Here is a 17,114-nt window from a genome sequence, read left to right on the forward strand (position 1 = left end):
CAGAGGCCTGCTGGAATCTGCCAAAATGCTTGCGGCCCCGTGGGATAACTGTTAGGCCTAAGGTACTCGTAATACTCCTGCTATGAGCACATCAATCGGACCTGCGTTTGTGGTGAAGAAGGGACGTGCGGCAATGACGCGCAATAATCCTGAGGTTGAGGAAGCCGACGAGAACGATCTCGAGGTGGAGAAGCCCAAATCCTGGGCGGCCGGCATCCCCGGCGTCGTGCATTCCATGCAGCCGGCGCTGAAGCACATGGGTGTGGACCGCAGCCGGAAAACCCTGCTCGCGATGAACCAGAAGGACGGGTTCGACTGCATGAGCTGTGCGTGGCCGGATCCGGACCACCGCAAGCCCTTCGAGTACTGCGAGAACGGAGCCAAGGCCGTCACCTGGGAGGCCACTCCGGTCACCATCGCCACCGAGTTCTGGGCCGAGCACACCGTGGAAGAGCTGCGCGGCCGCAGCGAGTACTGGCTGGGCATGCAGGGCCGCCTGACCGAGCCGGTGTACAAGCCGGCCGGCGCGGACCACTACATCCCGGTCAGCTGGGATGACGCTTTCAAGATCATCGCCGCGAAGCTCAACGGCCTGGATTCGCCGGATGAGGCCGCCTTCTACACCAGCGGCCGCACATCCAACGAGGCCGCCTTCGCGTACCAACTGTTTGTCCGCGCCTACGGCACCAACAACCTGCCGGACTGTTCCAACATGTGCCACGAGTCCTCCGGCTGGGCCATGGGCCAGACCATCGGCGTGGGCAAGGCCACCGTGAAGTATGACGACTTCGGCAAGGCCGACCTGATCATCATCATGGGCCAGAATCCGGGCACCAACCACCCGCGCATGCTCACCGCCCTGGAGGAGTGCAAGGAAAACGGCGGCGAGATCGTCGCGGTCAACCCGCTGCCCGAGGCCGGCCTGCGCCGCTACAAGAACCCGCAGAAGGTCAAGGGCATCATCGGCCACGGCACCGAAATTGCTGACCAGTTCCTGCAGATCCGGCTCGGCGGGGACATGGCCTTGCTCCAGGCCCTCTCCAAGCGCGTGCTCGACGCCGAAGCCGCCAATCCCGGCACCGTGCTGGACCACGAATTCATCCAGGCCCACTGCGAGGGGCTCGAGGAGCTCAAGGCGCACCTGGACAAGCTGGACGAACGGGCCGTGCTGGAAGCCACCGGCCTGCGTACCGAGGAAATCGACGAGCTCGCGGCCCGCTACCTCAAAGCGGACAAGGTCATCATCACCTGGGCGATGGGGCTGACGCAGCAGAAGAAGGCGGTTTCCACCATCAAGGAGATCATCAATCTGCTGCTCCTGCGCGGCAACATCGGCAAGCCCGGCGCCGGCGCGTCACCCATCCGCGGCCACAGCAACGTGCAGGGTGACAGGACCATGGGTATCTGGGAACAGATGCCGCCGTCGTTCCTTGATTCAATTCAGGCCGAATTCGGCTTCGACCCGCCGCGGGAACACGGCGTGGACGCGGTCCAGGCCATAGCCAAAATGCGCGACGGCGGGATCAAGGTTTTCATCGCGCTCGGCGGCAACCTTGTGGCCGCCATTTCGGACACGGCCGCGGCGGAGGAGGCGATGGAGAACACGGAGATGATCGTCCAGATCTCCACCAAGCTCAACCGCTCGCACACGGTCATCGGCAAGGAGGCGCTGATTCTGCCCACCATGGGCCGCACCGAGATCGACCGGCAGGCCAGCGGCGAGCAGTTCGTTTCCGTGGAGGACACCGTCAGCGCGGTGCACCCGTCCTGGGGCCATGTGGAACCCGTAGCGCCGGGCCTGCTCTCCGAAGTCGCAATCGTCAGCAGGCTGGCGCGGGCGGTGCTGGGGGACAAGGTCAACGTGGACTGGGCCGGCTTCGAGCAGGACTATGACAAGATCCGCGAGCACATTTCCCACGTGGTGGTCGGCTGCGAGAACTACAACCAGCGCATCCGGCAGGAGGGCGGCTTTATGCTGGCTAACGGCCCGCGGGATTCGCGCACCTTCAACACGCCCACCGGCAAGGCCATGTTCAGCACCAATGACCTGGAGGCGCTGGACTGCCCGCCCGGCCGGCTGATCCTGCAGACCCTGCGCTCGCACGACCAGTTCAACACCACCATCTACGGCTACAACGACAGGTACCGCGGCATCAAGAAGGGCCGCCACGTGGTCTTCGTGAACCCGCAGGACCTGGTCTTGCTGGGTATCCACGACGGCGACCTGGTTGACGTCCACGGGGAGTACGACGACGGCCGGGAGCGTGTGCTGCGCAAGTTCCGTGTTGTTGCGTACCCCACTGCCCAAGGGTGTGCGGCGGCCTACTACCCGGAGGCGAACGTGCTGGTGCCGCTGGACAGCGTGGCGGAACTGAGCAACACGCCCGCCTCCAAACAAGTCATCGTCCGGCTCGAACCCGTGCCGGAGGAGCCCTCGCCGGACGGCGGAAAGCAGGAAGACACCGGAGCCAAAACCCTAGTAGGAGGCAAGGCGCCCGAAGTGGCCAACGCTCCTAGCGGACGCAAGACCCCCGATCCAGAGGTCGGCTGGACCGGTACCGGGCAATAACTACTCCCCAGTGACAGCGGCCTACGAACGGGCTGTTTCGGGCTTCGGCGCGCTCAAGTCGCGCGGAACTCGGCAAACGTGGCAAAATGATTTCTTGTGCCCCCGGCACGGTCCGCTCTGGTGTAATGGCAGCACCCCAGCCTTTGGAGCTGTGGAGTATAGGTTCGAATCCTATGGGCGGAACGAGGACCCTCCGGTAAACGGAGCAAGTCCCGGCAAGTAGCATGGCGTTAACCCTTGCTTAGCTTTGACACGGATTCAGTCCGGGTAGGAGTGCCACTTCGTGAGCCCCCAAGACAACAGTCCAGACAATGCAGTACCGGTGATCCAGCCGGCCGCAGTCATCGTTCTCGCCGCAGGCGCGGGCACCAGGATGAAGTCGCAGAAACCCAAGATCCTCCACGAAATCGGCGGGATTTCCATGGTCGGCCACGCGCTGGCCGCAGCCCGGGGCCTCGAGCCCAAGGTGCTGGCCGCCGTCGTACGCCATGAGCGCGACCGCGTGGCCGCCCATATCCAGGAGCTGGATCCGGACGCGCTGATCGTGGACCAGGACGAGATTCCCGGCACCGGCCGCGCGGTGGAAGCGGCGCTTGAAGCCCTTCCCGCGGACCTCGAGGGCACCGTTGTGGTGACTTATGGCGATGTTCCGTTGCTCACAACCGCCCTGCTGCAGGAGCTGGTCCGGACCCACACCGAGGACGGCAACGCGGTGACAGTGCTGACCGCGGTCCTCGACGACGCCGCCGGCTACGGGCGGATTGTCCGCACCTCGGACGGCACCGTGCAGGGCATCGTGGAGCACAAGGATGCCAGCGACGCGCAGCGCGAAATCCGCGAGATCAACTCAGGCATCTACGCCTTCGACGCGAAGGTCCTGCGCGATGCGCTCAAGGAGATCACCACGGACAATGCGCAGGGCGAGAAGTACCTCACGGACGTGCTGGGCCTGGCTAACGACGGCGGGGGCCGGGTAGCCGCGGTAGTCACCACCGACCGCTGGCAGGTTGAGGGCGCGAACGACCGCGTCCAGCTGGCGCAGCTCGGCGCGGAGCACAACAAGCGGGTGCTCGAGGCCGCCATGCGTTCCGGCGTGAGCATCGTCGACCCGGCCACCACCTGGATCGACTCCACGGTCACGTTCGGCACGGACGTCACGCTGCTGCCCGGCACCCAACTGCACGGCAGCACGCACGTGGCGAGCGACGCCGTCGTTGGTCCCGATTGCACCCTGACAAACGTCACGGTGGGCGAGGGTGCCAAGGTCATCCGCACGCACGGTTTGGACAGCCAGATCGGCCCGAAGGCGACGGTGGGTCCGTTCACCTACCTGCGCCCGGGCACGCAGCTGGGGGAGAAGGGCAAGATCGGCGCCTTCTACGAGACCAAGAACGTCATCATCGGCAAGGGCTCGAAACTGAGCCACCTCGGGTATGCCGGGGATGCCGAGATCGGCGAGAACTCCAACATCGGCTGCGGCAACATCACCGCCAATTACGACGGCGTGGCCAAGCACCGTACGATCATCGGCTCCGAGGTCCGCACCGGATCGAACACCGTCTTCGTTGCACCCGTTCAGGTGGGCGACGGCGCGTATTCGGGCGCGGGCGCGGTGATCCGCAAGGACGTTCCGGCCGGCGCGCTGGCGCTGAACGTCGCGGCCCAGCGCAATATCGAAGGCTGGGTCCAGCAGAACCGGGCCGGCACTTCAGCTGCAAAGGCGGCCGACGCCGCTGCTTCTTCCCAAACCCCCACCAATGCAGAAAGTGATCATTCATGACCGGAATTAAGGCCCAGGGCGAAAAGAGGCTGGTCCTCGCCTCAGGCAGGGCACACCCGGAACTCGCCAAAGAGATCGCCAAAGAGCTCGAGATCGATCTGCTTCCCACCAGCGCGTACGACTTCGCCAACGGCGAGATCTACGTCCGCTTCGAGGAAAGCGTCCGCGGCACCGACGTCTTTGTGATCCAGGCACACCCGGCCCCGATCAACGAATGGCTCATGGAGCACCTGATCATGGTGGACACGCTCAAGCGGGCCTCCGCCAAGCGCATCACCGTGATCGCCCCGTTCTACCCGTACGCCCGGCAGGACAAGAAGCACCGCGGCCGCGAGCCGATCTCCGCCCGCCTGGTGGCGGACATGTACAAGACCGCCGGCGCCGACCGCCTCATCTCGGTGGACCTGCACACTGCGCAGATCCAGGGCTTCTTCGACGGCCCGGTGGACCACCTGATGGCCATCCCGCTGCTGGCCGACTACGTCCGCACCCGCGTGGACCTGGACAACGTCACCGTGGTCTCCCCGGACACCGGCCGCGTCCGCGTTGCCGAGCAGTGGGCCGAGCGCCTCGGGGGCGCCCCGCTGGCCTTCGTGCACAAGTCCCGCGACGTCAATGTGCCCAACCAGGCCGTGGCCAAGACGGTTGTCGGCCAGGTCGAAGGCCGCGAATGCGTGCTGATCGACGACATGATCGACACCGGCGGCACCATCGCCGGCGCGGTCCAGGTGCTCATGAACGCCGGCGCCAAGGACGTCATCATCGCCTCCACCCACGCCGTGTTCTCGGATCCGGCGGCCCGCCGTCTGGCCGAGTCCGGCGCCCGCGAAGTGGTGGTCACCAACACGCTGCCGATCACCGCGGACAAGCAGTTCTCGCAGCTGACCGTGCTGTCCATCGCTCCGCTGATCGCCCGTGCCATCAGCGAAGTGTTCGAGGACGGTTCCGTCACCAGCCTCTTCGACGGCAAGGCCTAAACCTCAGTCCTAACCGGGCTAACTCCGCGGCGTCGGCCGGTCTCCTTGGGATCCGGCCGGCGCCGCGTCGTCGTTAGCTGCAGTTCTCTCGCCCAGGGACGTCTTGCGTAAGGGATCGGTGCGCCGCTGCACGGCCGAGGCCCACACCCACGTTGTGCGCCTGATGCCGGCGTCCTCCCAGGTCACCTGCACAGCCCGTGACGTCCAGCCGAACGCCTCACCCTGGACCAGTTCGGCGGCACCGGGAAAACGGATCCACGCCCACACCGGCACGCCCGGGACTACCCGGGTCACCTTGTGATGCTCAAGATCCAGTTCCTCGGCGGTCAGCGATACCGGCTCCGCACGCTTCGCGTAACGGGCTGCCACTCGCGCTGCAGCATCCCGATCCATAGTTAAAAGTAGAACACATCTTCGATAAAATGTGACAGAGAGAGGGTGACGGAACGTTGGTTCCGCCACCCTCTCTCTACAGCCTGGCCCCAAGAGGCCGGGACAAAGCCTACCGGCTGCTGCTGCCGTCTTCGTCTTCACCCAGCAGGGAAACGGGGAGGCGCAAGTCCACATCCACGTCAGCGCGGACGCGGAACCGGCGATGCTTCTCCCTCTCCTCATCCCGGGTGTCGGCAGTAGGCGAGGGCTCCGGCGAGTGCCGCTCCTCGGGGTCGGCAGCTTCGCTGGTCGGAGCCGGCTCGACGGGGGCCGCCGAATGGCTGGGTACGGTTGATCTTGTGGGTTCGGGCTCCTCAGGCACCGCTCGGGTGCTCTGCTTGGCCGGAGGGCTCGTAGCCGGACTTGTCGGTACAGCGGCGTCGGCGGTAGGCGAGGCTGTCGGCTCAGGTGAACCTGTGGTGGCCGCAGTGGCCTTGTCCGCCGCGTCCGTCGCAGTCGCTGTGGCCTTTTCAGCCGTATCCGTGGCAGCCGCAGTAGCGCCGGCAACCTTGTCTTTGGCGGCGCCGGTTGCTTCCCCGACGACGCCGGGAAGCGGTGCCGCAGCCTCGCCGGTGGAGTCTGCGGCGGACTGCGTGGTCATTGGAGCGGGTCGCTCGGTTGCGTCCCCTCCAAGAGTCGGCTGGGCCACACTACTCGGAGCGACCTTTATATCCTTCTGTGCGGCCGCTGTGCTGTCTGTTGTCGGCCGGCTGAACGTCGGCTCAGCTTCATTCAACGGCGCTGAAATGGGCCAGGCTTTAACGGATGTCTGCAGTTGGGGTCGGCCAGCGCTGGCTTCCTGGGATCCAGCCTGATTCAGGGGCAGGGCGGCCGCAGCGGCCACCGTGGCAACTACGGCCAGGCCGGTGAGTGCCCCGACGCTGCGGAAGGGGACAGCGGATGGGGCTTGGTCCTTGGCGCGGCGGCGGCCGCGGACGAGACTGGTGACACCATGCGACGAGACAGTGGGACCGGCGCGCCGGCGTCCACGAGAATGGTTCTTCACGGGATTCCTCTCTACACGCCTGCGAAGTTAGCTGTCGGATTCGAGACGGAGCATCTCGGCCCGGCCGGGACCGCAGCAGAACGCCGCGGACAACTAGCCGCACTTCACCCCAAGGCGCCGCTGGCGCCACTTCTGGTTCCTCCACCTCTGCCAGTGAATTTGAACGGACAGGTACGCTGGCAGAGCTCGGCGTGCGGACCCGGCCACAACCCTTGCCTAGGGCCATGGCGCGATTAAACGTATCGAGCGCGCTGAACCGTTACAAACTCGTGACATGTGTTTGTGGTCACTTATTGGAAGATGAATCTTTTCACCAACCTCTGGCGTGTCGGATTGTCGGAACTTAGGCTGAATTAGTCATCCCAGCGCATGCCACCTCCCCAAGGCACGGGATGGATGGACCTGGCCAGGGCAGCGTCTCTGGCCAGGTCCATCAACTTCCCGTCGTAGTGAAGCCGCGCCGGATTTCCTCGGTCATGCCTGCGGTGCTGTAATCAGGAGAGAAGCGCAATATCGGGGAGAATGAGTGAATCAGGGCAACGCCGACAGTCATCGTCACGCCGTTCGTACACTGTTGGCCGCCGCGGCGGTTTCGCTGCTGTCAGGGTGTGCGGCTTCGGCTTCCATCCCTACTTCATCGGCCGCCACCGGGTTCAACACAGGCGAAGCAAGCGAGAACACTTCGGCTCCGAGCCCTCAGCCACCAGGTCCTCCCGCTACCCTTACAGCGGTGACGCCCGCACCCGATGTAACCTCTATACCGGCTGCTCCCGACCTCACCGCGGAGGAGGCCGAAGCCGACCGGTTGGCGATGGAGCAATTTCTCGCCAACGCCTGGGACACCATGGATGCCAAGCGACTAAGCGACTTGGCAATCGGGGACTGTCTCTACTTCGATTACGATTACCAGGCCAAAACCACAGCCATCTTCACGGTTGACTGCACCACGCCGCATGAGGGCGAAGTGATGGCCACCTACCGGCACCCCGATTCCGAATATCCTGGACAGTACAACCTCGGCGGAAGCGTCGGGCCCGTTTTTGGCGAAGTAGCAGATGCAATGCGGGAAGCCGGGCAGTGGCCTACCACGACAAGCAAACATCTGAATCCTACCGAAGCTGATTGGGAAGCCGGCGAGCGGACCAGTATCGACTTGCTCCGCCACAATGCCAGTTCCGGCCTGTTGGAACGCGGCTACCTCGACACCGACCACGTGACGGTCACGGAAGTGCCTGACAGAGGAACCGCGTCCAGCGACCTTGCGAATACCTTGGAAAACCGCGCCGATCCGGCCGAAAGCAACGTTTATCCCTAGCGCCCACAGGTGCCCCTCGCTTAGGCTAACCGTACTTGGCAGCCACCACCGCCTCCGTTGCCGGCGGCTGTCAGGGCTCGACGGCAGCGGAGCGGGTTCTCAATGGCGAGAACCCTGGGGGGAAGCAGTTTTCTTTATGAGGGACTGCACGTGTGGCAGCCCGTGGGGGAGCGGGCTGCCGCAGCGTCCGCATGGGCGCTCACGGCAATAACGGACCAGGGGAGACGGTCCGCCACTCGCACCTGCACCGGCACCCGACGTGTGCCGGTCTTTTTTGGGGGAACAAGATGACAGACAAGCCAGCGCAGTCAGCGGCGTCCAATCCGAAACCGCCCAAGGAAGCGCGCCCGAAGAGACGTGATGCCATGAAGCGGCTGCGCGGAGGATTTGCCGTGGTGGCCGCTGGCACGCTCATGTCGGCCGGTCTGGCCCTGCCTGTTCTGGCTGACGACGGCGGAGCAGAGTCATCGGGATCAGCCGCCGAGATCGCGGGGCTGGCTGCGGCGGCCCCTGCCGAAGCCACGCTCGCCGGAACGGATGATCCGGCGGAGGGAACAGGCGAGGCCGCTGAAGTTGAAGCCGCGGAGGCACCCGAACCTGCTGAAGCGACAGCCGAACTGCCCGTTGAACCGGCTCCTGCCCCGGGTCAGGAGCCTGCCCCGGCACCGGCTGTGCAGGAAGCGGTGCCAGCCAACCAGCCCGCCGCGCCCCGGGCCGCGATCGCCGGCAGCGAGGATGACGCCGGGCACGACGACGAAGACGCCGAGGCCGAAGAAGAGACCGAGAACGAAGAGACCGAGAACGAAGAAGCCGAGCATGAAGAAGAAGGTGAAGACGAAGAAGAAACCGAGCCTGAAGAGGGCGACCACGAGGACGCAGCCGGCCCGATCGTCGCCACCAAGACGGCCAATGCGGTGGAGGCCCTCGGCGACGAGTCCGAAGGCCGCTGGTACATCAGCTACACCATCCAGGTAACCAACCAGCCCAACGGGGACGGCGACTACAAGGACGAAGAGGAGTACACTCTCTCGGACACGCTCTCCTTCGGCCACGGCATCGAGATCGAATCGGCCACCTGGAGCAATGGCAACACGGAAAGCCAATTCCAGGGCAACACGGCCGAGCTCGCCACCGAGGACGACGACGTCGAGCTGGGCGAAGGCAAGAGCCACTTCTACCACGTGTACGCCACGGTCAAGGTTGCAGACGGCACCCCGGAATACGAGCTGACCTGTAAGGACGGTTATTCCGGCGGCCTGCTGAACAAGATCTACCTGGACGGCAACTACGTCGATTCGGCCTGTGCCGATGTCCCGCACGCGCCCAAGTACCGCGCCAGCTTCGAAGTTGATAAGAAGTGGGTCATCGACGACGAAGAATTTGACCACGGCAGCCAGCCGTATGGCTTCGACGCCTGGCTCAAGCTCGGTCCGGACAGCGAGGAAATCGCGGACGCAGCATGGGATACGCAGTACACGGACTTCTACAAGGGCGACTACGTCTACCTCAAGGAGGAAGTCAAGGTTCCTGAAGGCTGCTTGGTGGACTACAGCGAGGGCCTCGGCGAGCGGGAACTCATGGACAAGGACAGCGCCTTCACAGTGGTGAACCACGTTGAATGTGAACAGAACCTGACGCTGGCCAAGGACATCGACCCCGAGGACTACTGGGACTACGCGGAGAAGTGGACGCTGACGGCCACCGCGGAGGGCGCCGAGGAGCCCACGCTCGAGGGCACCTCCTGGGTGAGCGGCAGCGTGGATCAGGACGTCACCTACACCCTCGCCGAGGAAGCGGACTTCGACGGCGAGGATGAGTTCTCCGCCGGCGACTGGGTCTGCGAACTGGTCTACGGCGAAGGCAAGGTCTCCCATGACGGCGACAAGATCACGCCGTCGTACGGCCAGGACATCCGCTGCGTCATCGAGAATTCGCTCGACCCTGAGGGGCTGCACGTCGACAAGACCGCCTACGAGGCGATCGACGTCGGTGCCGGCATCTGGGAAATCGAATACGAAGTCAGCGTGACCAACAATTCCAAGATCGCCTGGCGCGACTATGACCTGACCACCACGCTGAAGTTCGGCGACGGTATCCGGATCACCAACGCCGAATGGATTCGAGATAACGACGGCGAGGAAGGGGCGTGGGAGGATCCCGAAGAGGACGCTACAGCCACCTTGGCGGACGGCCGCGGCATTGAACCCGGCTCCACGGATCTCTACATCGTCTGGGCGCGCGTCGTCGTTGATTCCGATGCTTCGGAGGACCAGCTGGACTGCCGGCTGGAAGAAGATGAAGGAACGGGCCTGTTGAACGAAGCCCTGCTCAACGGCAAATACTCCGCCGAGGCCTGCGCCGAGGTCGAGGCCCCGGACGAGGAGAGCCCGGCCAAGCCGACCCCGGAACCGGAAGAACCGCCGGTCAGCCCCGAGGAACCGCCGGTTGCGCCGGCAGAACCGCCGGCACCGGGGGCAGCGGCACCGAACCCCGAACCGGCTCCCGTCGTCTACCCGCAAGCAGGTGGACTGGCCATGACCGGTACGGAATCCATGGGACTGGTTTCGGCGGCGCTGCTGCTGATGACAGCAGGAACCGCGGCCACCGTCTTCTCACGCCGTCGTAAGAAGGGCTAGGGAACACTTGTCCATCGGTCACGAATAACTTGAGGCCGTTGCCAGCATCCTTTGCCGGCAACGGCCTCAACTATGTCCGATGAAGGAGCGGTTTCGGAGCCAGCCGCGCGCTGCCGCAAGCCCTAGGATGAGCCTATGACGGTACCGGATGCAGTGATTGTCCAGCAGTCGGAATGGTGGAACATTCTTGAGGCTTTGGGCCCGCTGGCCACGTTGCTGGCGGCCGCCGTCGCGGGTTTCATTGCCTGGCAGGCCCTGAAGGAGCGGTCGCTGGCTGACCGTCGTTCCGAGTGGTGGTCGCGCGCGCAATGGGCGTTGGACGCTTCCCTGTCAGCTGACATGGAACGGAAGGCGACGGGACTTGGCGTGCTGGCGCTGCTGGCAAAAAGCCATCTGGCGACAGATGAGGAAATTGAAATCTTGGCCACCGCGGCAATCAGGCCGCTGCAGGAAGCGGCACTCCCCAAAGCCCTACCAGAGCGGGATAGCGAAGACCATTGCGTCAAGACCAACGCGGCGCGACTGTGCGTAACCACGGACAAGCGCCTGGGCAGGGCGACGCCGGAATGGGTTTCAGATCTCGCAGCATCGGGGCTTCCGCAGCCGGGTGCGGGTTCCGGGAAATAGGAACCCGCACCGGCAAAAGCGTTCAGGCTGCGGCGGTCGCCAGTTCCTTCGTTTCCTTTGGCGCGGGAACCGCCGTCAGGTGAAGGCGCCTGACCTCGTTGGCCGGAACCAGCTTCAGATACACGGGGTGCGCCGAGATGATCTTGCGGACCTCGTGGCAGAACGGGCGCACGGCCAGCCGCCTCTTGTGCGCATCGGCCAGGGCGTCGCGGATCAGGCGCTCGGCAAGGCCCTCGACCTCGCAGCTGTCGCTCACGGTGGTCCAGAGAAGCCACATCTCGCCATCCTGGATCTGGTAGTGCAGTGACGCGGCCACCGCTCCGTCCACATAGGCGTCGTATTGGGAAGCACCGAAATTATTGGTGATTACCTGCATGCCATCTCTCCTCTGTTCAAGAATTGATCCTGCTACAAGATGAAGCCAAGCATGCTTACTATCCCTCATGCAACACAGAGACCTGGTTTCTGGTCTTTCGAGGTCAAAATGCTGTTCCGACTAAGCGCGGACACGTCGATCGTGATAAAGACGTGACCCGGAATCTCAGGGCGCCGTATCCTCCTCCACGCCGCACCATTCCGCGATGAACAGGGCGATGGCCTTGGTGATCCGGCGGACGGACTCGATGTCCACCCGTTCGTCGAACCCATGGATCGCCTCGGAGACCGGACCGTAGACCAGGGTAGGAGTGTCGCCGTAGAGCGTGAACACCCGCCCGTCCAGGTAGCCCGGCGTGGTGAAGCTCCGCAGCTCCTCGCCGAACGCCTCCCGGTGCGCGCCGGCCAGCACGGCTTCGGCGTCGGAGCCTTCCTCCAGCACGTAGCCTTCGGAATAGAAGCCGGTCTTGGTGGCGGTCACCGGCAGCCCGGTGGAGTCGAGGCAATCCTGCAGTTCCTGCCAGGCCTCGTCCGCCGTCGTCCCTGGATAGATGGCCACGCGCACGTCGATCTCGCACCACGCCGGGACGCTGGAAGGCCAGTCGCCGCCGACGATTTTGCCGAAGTTGAAGTTGATCGGATGCTCGAGATCCTCGAAATAGCGGTGGGAACTGCGCTGCTCGTTCCACTTCTCCTCCAGCTTCCGCAGGCTGGACATCACTGTGTAGGCCGAGTCAATCGCGTTGAAGCCGGCGGACATTTCGCGCGGGTGCGTGGGCTCGCCGGCCACCCGGACCTTGAACCAGAGCACGCCCACGTTGGCCCTGACCAGCATGTTCTCTTCCGGTTCGGGAATGAGAACGGCATCGGCGGTGTAGCCGCGCAGCAGCGCCGCCAGCGACCCGTTGCCGGTGCACTCTTCCTCCACCACCGACTGGACGATGATCTCGGCGGTCGGCGCCAGCCCGGCGGCGCGGACGGCGTCGAGCGCGAAGAGGTTGGCCACCAGCCCGGCCTTCATATCGCCGGCGCCGCGCCCGTACAGCCAGCCGTCTTTCATCTCGGCGTGCCAGGGGGAGCGGGACCAGGTGTCCTCGGGCCCGGTGGGCACCACGTCCACATGGCCGTTCAGGATGAGCGAGCGCCCCGCCGTCGTCCTCGGTTTGTAGGTGCCGACCACGTTGACGCAGTTCTCGTAGGACACGGTGGACGGGCCGTAGCCGACGTGGTTGCGCAGTTCCTCCGAATCGATTTCCCAGCGGTCCATCTCCAGGCCGCGGGACTCCATCGCCCGGTAGAGCAGGTCCTGCGCGTCGGCCTCATCCGCGCGCAGCGAGGGTTCGGAGATCAGCTCGGCGGTGAACGCGAGCTGCTCATCGAAGGCGGTGTCGACGGCGGCGAGGATGCGCGCTCTGATGTCCGGATCCGGCATGGTTGCTCCTTCGGTCGAGGCTGGCGCGGGCGCGTTACTGGCCAAGGTACAGGATCCTTTCGAGCGGCTCACCGGCAGCAATCCGGCTGAGGATATTCGGTTCGGCGGCGTCGGATTCAACCGCTTGAAGAACGACGGCGGCGGCCACCTCGGGTGCCAGCACCACCACTCCGTTGTCGTCACCGAGGACTATGTCGCCCGGCCGCACCGTCGCACCGCCGACGCTGACCGGAATCCCGAACTCGGCCCGGCCGGAAGCGTGGCGCTTGGTGGTGAGGCAGGTGGTGCCGCGGGCAAACACGGGCAACGCCCCGCCGTCGTTCGCTGTATTGAGTTCCACCACATCGGTCACCGGGCCGTCCACCAGGATGCCGGCCGCGCCGCGGGCACGGGCGGCGGCACTGGTGACCGCTCCGACCGGAGCGTGCTGCCGGTCGCCGTCCATGTCCAGCACCAGCACCTCGCCGGGCTGCAGGCGCAGCAGCGCGTGGTTGACCGCCACCGCATCGGCGTCGGGAATCCGGGCCGTGGAAGCAACGCCCACCATCCGGACACCCGGCACGACCGCCCGGATCTCCGAGGAGCAGAATCCCTCTTCGAGGAAGTGGCCCAGGGTGGGGAAGCTGACGCGGCGCAGCCGGTCAAGCAGTTCGGGCAGCTCCGGCAGCGCGGCCGGCTCGGCCGGCTGGCCCGGGGTCCCTGTTGCCAGGGTTCCGGCGGCGGACATTTCCATCGGTTATTTCTCCTCCTGTGCGGGCACTACCGCCACACATTCGATCTCCAGGCTCACGCCCCACAAGCTGACGCACACCGAGGTGCGGGCCGGCTTGTGGGGGCCGAAGAATTCCTCGTAGACCGCGTTGTATTCGGCCAACTGGTCCGGTTGGGTCAGGTACGTGTTCACCTTGACCACGTGCTCCAGACCGGAGCCGGCTTCGACCAGCGCGGCCTCCAGGTTCCGGATGGTCTGGCGGACCTGCTCGGCGAACGTTTCCGGCTGGTCCTCCAGACTGGACTTGGCGGGCACCTGGCCGGCGGTGAAGACAAAGCCGTTGGCGACGACCGCCTGCGAGTACGGGCCCACCGGCTCGATCGAGCCGGGGGCCGCGTGGATGCGCCGGATGGTCACCGGGCAGCCTCTGCACTCTCAACCGTGCCGGCGGGGGCGTCCAGGTTTTCGCTGGACGGCGCTGCCTCCACGGCGTCGATGTTGCCGTAGCGGGTCTCGGTCAGCAGGTACAGCGCGATCAGGGACAGCGCGGCGGCGCCCATCACGTACCAGGCGATCGAGGAGCTCTGGCCGGTGGCGGCGAGCAGGGCCACCGTGATGGCCGGGGTGGCAGCCGAGCCCAGCAGGCCGGAGAGCATGTAGGACACGGACAGGCCGGAGTAGCGCACCTTGGAGCCGAACAGCTCGGCCAGGAAGGTGGCGATCGGACCGTAGTTGGCGGAGAATGCGAGCATCATCAGGCCGTAGCCCACGAACAACAGCGGCACGGATCCGGTGTCCATCAGCCAGAACATCGGGAAGGCCAGCAGTGCCTCGGCCGCCACACCGGCGAAGATGATCGGCTTGCGGCCCACGCGGTCGGAGAGCCGGCCGAAGAACGGGATGGCGACGAAGGCCAGGACGCAGGCGAACATGACGGCCCAGAGCATCGTGTCGCTGGAATGCCCCAGCTCGGTGGTGCCGTAGTTGACGCCGGACGCGACCAGCAGGGTGAAGGTGCTGCCGGTGGACAGGGTGGCGACGCCGCCGAGGATGACCTGCTTCCAGTACTTGCGCATCAGGTCGGCAAACGGAATCTTCGCCTTGGCACCGGTCTCGCGGACCTTCTGGAAGGACGGGGTCTCTTCGATGTTCAGCCGGATGTAGATGCCCACGCCCACCAAGATGGCGGAGAGCAGGAACGGCACGCGCCAGCCCCAGCTGAGCAGGTCGGCCTCGGACAGGTTGGCGGCCACGAGCAGGAAGGCCACGTTGGCAATCAGCGTACCCACGGGCACGCCGATCTGGACCATGGAGCCGTAGAAACCGCGCTTGTTTTCCGGCGCGTGCTCCACGGTCATCAGGACCGCGCCGCCCCATTCGCCGCCGAGGGCCAGGCCCTGGATCAGGCGCAGGGTCAGCAGCAGCAGGGGAGCGGCGATGCCGATGGTGGCGTAGTCCGGCACCAGGCCGATGGCGAAGGTGGCCGCGCCCATCGCGATCAGCGAGATCAGCAGCATGGACTTGCGGCCCACCCGGTCGCCGAAGTGTCCGAAGAGGATGGCGCCGACCATGCGGGCCAGGTAGGCGGAGGCGAAGGTGAGGAAGGAGAGGATGGTGCCGATGGCGCCGTCGAGCTCCGGGAAGAAGATCCGGTTGAAAACCAGCGCGGACGCCGTGCCGAAGAGGAACAGGTCGTACCATTCGACGGTGGTACCGATCACGCTGGCGGTGGAAATTTTGCGCATCTTTGCGCGGTCGAGTCGTGCACTTGTCGAAGCGCTTCGCGTGGCTGCAGAAGACATTCGTCAGCTCCAATGAGGAAAGGGATAAAGGTGCACCTGGCGTCTCTGATATTCGCCCTGCGGTGCGGTACAAGCTGGTTGTGCAAACCACTATCCCTGCGGCGTGGCGTGTGTCACAAGAAAGATCCACACACGATTAGCGGGCGCGCATTGGGCAGATGCACACCGGCTCCAGCCTCGCCCTTCCCTTCCCGCCAGCTCCTTCCTTTCAACCAACGACGACGGCGCGCCGCCCACTTGGGGCGGCGCGCTCACCTTCCGCTAGGGTCACGTGGCCGACGCCGGTTCACTTCTTGGCGGCCGTGAACAGCAGGTACTCCCATTCCATCTTGCCGTTGTCCAGGTTCGTGCGTGCCAGCTCCGCCAGTTCGTCATCCAGCGCCTGCACCCTCTCCGGACTGTCGGCGATGTTGCGGTACGCGGTGATGGTGGGGCCGTAACAGGTCTTGAAGAACTCACGGAACTCTTCCGGTGTGCCGAACCGGTCGACCATGAGCTTCTCCCGCTTCGCAACGACGTCTGTCACCCGGTCGCCCAGGAGCTCCCGTACGTGCTCCTCGTTGCCCCACAGCGGCGGCGGTTGTGCGCCGGGCGGTGGCGGCGGGGCGTACGGCTTCATGGTCTTGAACATTTGGCCGATGAAGCCCTCGGGTGTCCAGTTGATCAGCCCGATTCTGCCTCCGGGCCGGAGGACGCGGACCAGTTCGTCGGCGCTGGCCTGATGGTTGGGCGTGAACATGATCCCCACGCAGGAGATCGCGACGTCGAAGGAGCCGTCGTCGAACGGCAGGTTCTCGGCGTCGGCCTCCCTCCATTCCAAGGTCAGGCCGTCGCCTTCCGCTTGCCGGCGGCCGGCGTCCAGCAGCGCAGGTGTCAGGTCGGACGCCGTAACTTGAGCGCCGATCCTCGCTGCCGGGAGAGCTGCATTGCCCGAGCCTGCGGCAATGTCCAGCACATGCTCGCCGGGGCGAATCCCGCTGGCCACGACGAGTTCCGGGCCCAGCGCCGGTATAACTTCCGTGGCGACCGAGGGATAGTCGCCCAAGGCCCACATTGCACGGTGCTTCGCTTTGATTCCGTTGACAACATCTTCGCTCATGTCTTGCCCTTAGAAATTAGTAGCTCTTGAGGTGCCTCTTGTTGGTGGTTCTTCAAGGATCGATCCACACGCAGTCTGCGTCCAGTGCCAACTCTGAACCGGCTTCGCTTCAGAGTTTGTGCTGGTGCCAATAACGGAGCTGGCGTTTACTGGAAGAGGCATCGAAGGGCGGCGCGCCGTCTCGGTTTGGCCGAGACAACGGAACTTAAGCGGCAGACAAAGGGGGAACGGAATGAGCACGAAGAATGCTCCGGAAGGGAACGAAGTGGAACTGAGCCCTCAGGAACAGGAGCACTATGGGGCACTCGCTGCGTGGGCGGAAACTGCTGACATCGCACCGGATGCTCGCATA

At 64.9% G+C, this 17,114-nt stretch carries 14 protein-coding genes, 1 tRNA gene and 1 riboswitch; of the genes, 7 read left to right on the top strand and 8 right to left on the bottom strand.

The window, feature by feature from the left end; all coding sequences use genetic code 11:
• The first annotated feature begins 133 nt into the window (after positions 1-133).
• The 4 genes from AC20117_RS14240 to AC20117_RS14255 all read left to right on the top strand — a co-directional run bounded on the left by AC20117_RS14240 (position 134) and on the right by AC20117_RS14255 (position 5,326).
• Complete coding sequence (locus AC20117_RS14240) at positions 134-2,569, top strand: FdhF/YdeP family oxidoreductase (protein WP_083339525.1); 2,436 nt, start codon at positions 134-136, stop codon at positions 2,567-2,569.
• 111 nt (positions 2,570-2,680) lie between these two features.
• Positions 2,681-2,752: transfer RNA gene (locus tag AC20117_RS14245), tRNA-Gln, on the top strand.
• A gap of 190 nt (positions 2,753-2,942) precedes the next feature.
• On the top strand, positions 2,943-4,349 hold the full coding sequence (glmU, locus tag AC20117_RS14250) for a bifunctional UDP-N-acetylglucosamine diphosphorylase/glucosamine-1-phosphate N-acetyltransferase GlmU (protein ID WP_083339904.1): 1,407 nt from the start codon (positions 2,943-2,945) through the stop codon (positions 4,347-4,349).
• Entirely contained in the window at positions 4,346-5,326 is a 981-nt protein-coding gene (locus AC20117_RS14255) for a ribose-phosphate diphosphokinase (protein WP_074699172.1), read from the top strand. Before glmU ends, AC20117_RS14255 begins: the two co-directional genes overlap by 4 nt.
• Positions 5,327-5,344: 18 nt before the next feature.
• Here AC20117_RS14255 and AC20117_RS14260 read toward each other — a convergent pair whose 3' ends face one another.
• Together AC20117_RS14260 and AC20117_RS23350 are read right to left on the bottom strand one after the other, a co-directional pair.
• Positions 5,345-5,719, bottom strand: coding sequence for a hypothetical protein (locus AC20117_RS14260; protein WP_074699171.1), 375 nt, complete (start codon positions 5,717-5,719; stop codon positions 5,345-5,347).
• Positions 5,720-5,828: 109 nt separating this feature from the next.
• Positions 5,829-6,764, bottom strand: coding sequence for a hypothetical protein (locus AC20117_RS23350; RefSeq protein WP_139186727.1), 936 nt, complete (start codon positions 6,762-6,764; stop codon positions 5,829-5,831).
• A 2-nt stretch (positions 6,765-6,766) separates the two neighbouring features.
• Positions 6,767-6,940, bottom strand: a riboswitch (cyclic di-AMP (ydaO/yuaA leader).
• Positions 6,941-7,494: 554 nt separating this feature from the next.
• On the opposite strand from AC20117_RS23350, the gene AC20117_RS14270 reads away from it, so the two are divergent.
• The 3 genes from AC20117_RS14270 (at position 7,495) to AC20117_RS14280 (ending at position 11,342) form a co-directional block, all read left to right on the top strand.
• A complete protein-coding gene (locus AC20117_RS14270; RefSeq protein WP_139186726.1) occupies positions 7,495-8,079 on the top strand; it encodes a hypothetical protein in 585 nt (194 codons plus the stop codon).
• 287 nt (positions 8,080-8,366) lie between these two features.
• Complete coding sequence (locus AC20117_RS14275; RefSeq protein ID WP_139186725.1) at positions 8,367-10,715, top strand: hypothetical protein; 2,349 nt, start codon at positions 8,367-8,369, stop codon at positions 10,713-10,715.
• Between the two features lie 135 nt (positions 10,716-10,850).
• Positions 10,851-11,342, top strand: a complete 492-nt coding sequence (locus tag AC20117_RS14280; protein WP_074699167.1) for a hypothetical protein — start codon at positions 10,851-10,853, stop codon at positions 11,340-11,342.
• A 22-nt stretch (positions 11,343-11,364) separates the two neighbouring features.
• Here AC20117_RS14280 and AC20117_RS14285 read toward each other — a convergent pair whose 3' ends face one another.
• The 6 genes from AC20117_RS14285 to AC20117_RS14310 all read right to left on the bottom strand — a co-directional run bounded on the left by AC20117_RS14285 (position 11,365) and on the right by AC20117_RS14310 (position 16,762).
• Positions 11,365-11,718 (bottom strand): GNAT family N-acetyltransferase, encoded by a 354-nt coding sequence (locus AC20117_RS14285; RefSeq protein ID WP_074699166.1) that lies wholly within the window; start codon positions 11,716-11,718, stop codon positions 11,365-11,367.
• Positions 11,719-11,883: 165 nt separating this feature from the next.
• Positions 11,884-13,149: an ArgE/DapE family deacylase gene (locus AC20117_RS14290; RefSeq protein WP_074699165.1), complete on the bottom strand. Its 1,266-nt coding sequence runs from the start codon at positions 13,147-13,149 to the stop codon at positions 11,884-11,886.
• A 34-nt stretch (positions 13,150-13,183) separates the two neighbouring features.
• Positions 13,184-13,882, bottom strand: a complete 699-nt coding sequence (locus tag AC20117_RS14295; RefSeq protein WP_236777313.1) for an RraA family protein — start codon at positions 13,880-13,882, stop codon at positions 13,184-13,186.
• Between the two features lie 3 nt (positions 13,883-13,885).
• Positions 13,886-14,278 (bottom strand): RidA family protein, encoded by a 393-nt coding sequence (locus AC20117_RS14300; RefSeq protein ID WP_211482273.1) that lies wholly within the window; start codon positions 14,276-14,278, stop codon positions 13,886-13,888.
• Positions 14,275-15,606, bottom strand: coding sequence for an MFS transporter (locus AC20117_RS14305; RefSeq protein WP_101632604.1), 1,332 nt, complete (start codon positions 15,604-15,606; stop codon positions 14,275-14,277). Before AC20117_RS14305 ends, AC20117_RS14300 begins: the two co-directional genes overlap by 4 nt.
• A 343-nt stretch (positions 15,607-15,949) precedes the next feature.
• Positions 15,950-16,762: a class I SAM-dependent methyltransferase gene (locus AC20117_RS14310; protein ID WP_074699163.1), complete on the bottom strand. Its 813-nt coding sequence runs from the start codon at positions 16,760-16,762 to the stop codon at positions 15,950-15,952.
• Positions 16,763-17,114 lie beyond the last annotated feature (352 nt).

It is taken from the genome of Arthrobacter crystallopoietes (assembly GCF_002849715.1).
Lineage (GTDB): Bacteria > Actinomycetota > Actinomycetes > Actinomycetales > Micrococcaceae > Crystallibacter > Crystallibacter crystallopoietes.

Bases quoted from the DNA above. Each gene is read 5' to 3' on its own strand.
- AC20117_RS14240 (WP_083339525.1), top strand. From the start codon at position 134: ATGACGCGCAATAATCCTGAGGTTGAGGAAGCCGACGAGAACGATCTC.
- glmU (WP_083339904.1), top strand. From the start codon at position 2,943: ATGAAGTCGCAGAAACCCAAGATCCTCCACGAAATCGGCGGGATTTCC.
- AC20117_RS14255 (WP_074699172.1), top strand. From the start codon at position 4,346: ATGACCGGAATTAAGGCCCAGGGCGAAAAGAGGCTGGTCCTCGCCTCA.
- AC20117_RS14260 (WP_074699171.1), bottom strand. From the start codon at position 5,719: ATGGATCGGGATGCTGCAGCGCGAGTGGCAGCCCGTTACGCGAAGCGT.
- AC20117_RS14275 (WP_139186725.1), top strand. From the start codon at position 8,367: ATGACAGACAAGCCAGCGCAGTCAGCGGCGTCCAATCCGAAACCGCCC.
- AC20117_RS14280 (WP_074699167.1), top strand. From the start codon at position 10,851: ATGACGGTACCGGATGCAGTGATTGTCCAGCAGTCGGAATGGTGGAAC.
- AC20117_RS14285 (WP_074699166.1), bottom strand. From the start codon at position 11,718: ATGCAGGTAATCACCAATAATTTCGGTGCTTCCCAATACGACGCCTAT.
- AC20117_RS14290 (WP_074699165.1), bottom strand. From the start codon at position 13,149: ATGCCGGATCCGGACATCAGAGCGCGCATCCTCGCCGCCGTCGACACC.
- AC20117_RS14295 (WP_236777313.1), bottom strand. From the start codon at position 13,882: ATGGAAATGTCCGCCGCCGGAACCCTGGCAACAGGGACCCCGGGCCAG.
- AC20117_RS14305 (WP_101632604.1), bottom strand. From the start codon at position 15,606: ATGCGCAAAATTTCCACCGCCAGCGTGATCGGTACCACCGTCGAATGG.
- AC20117_RS14310 (WP_074699163.1), bottom strand. From the start codon at position 16,762: ATGAGCGAAGATGTTGTCAACGGAATCAAAGCGAAGCACCGTGCAATG.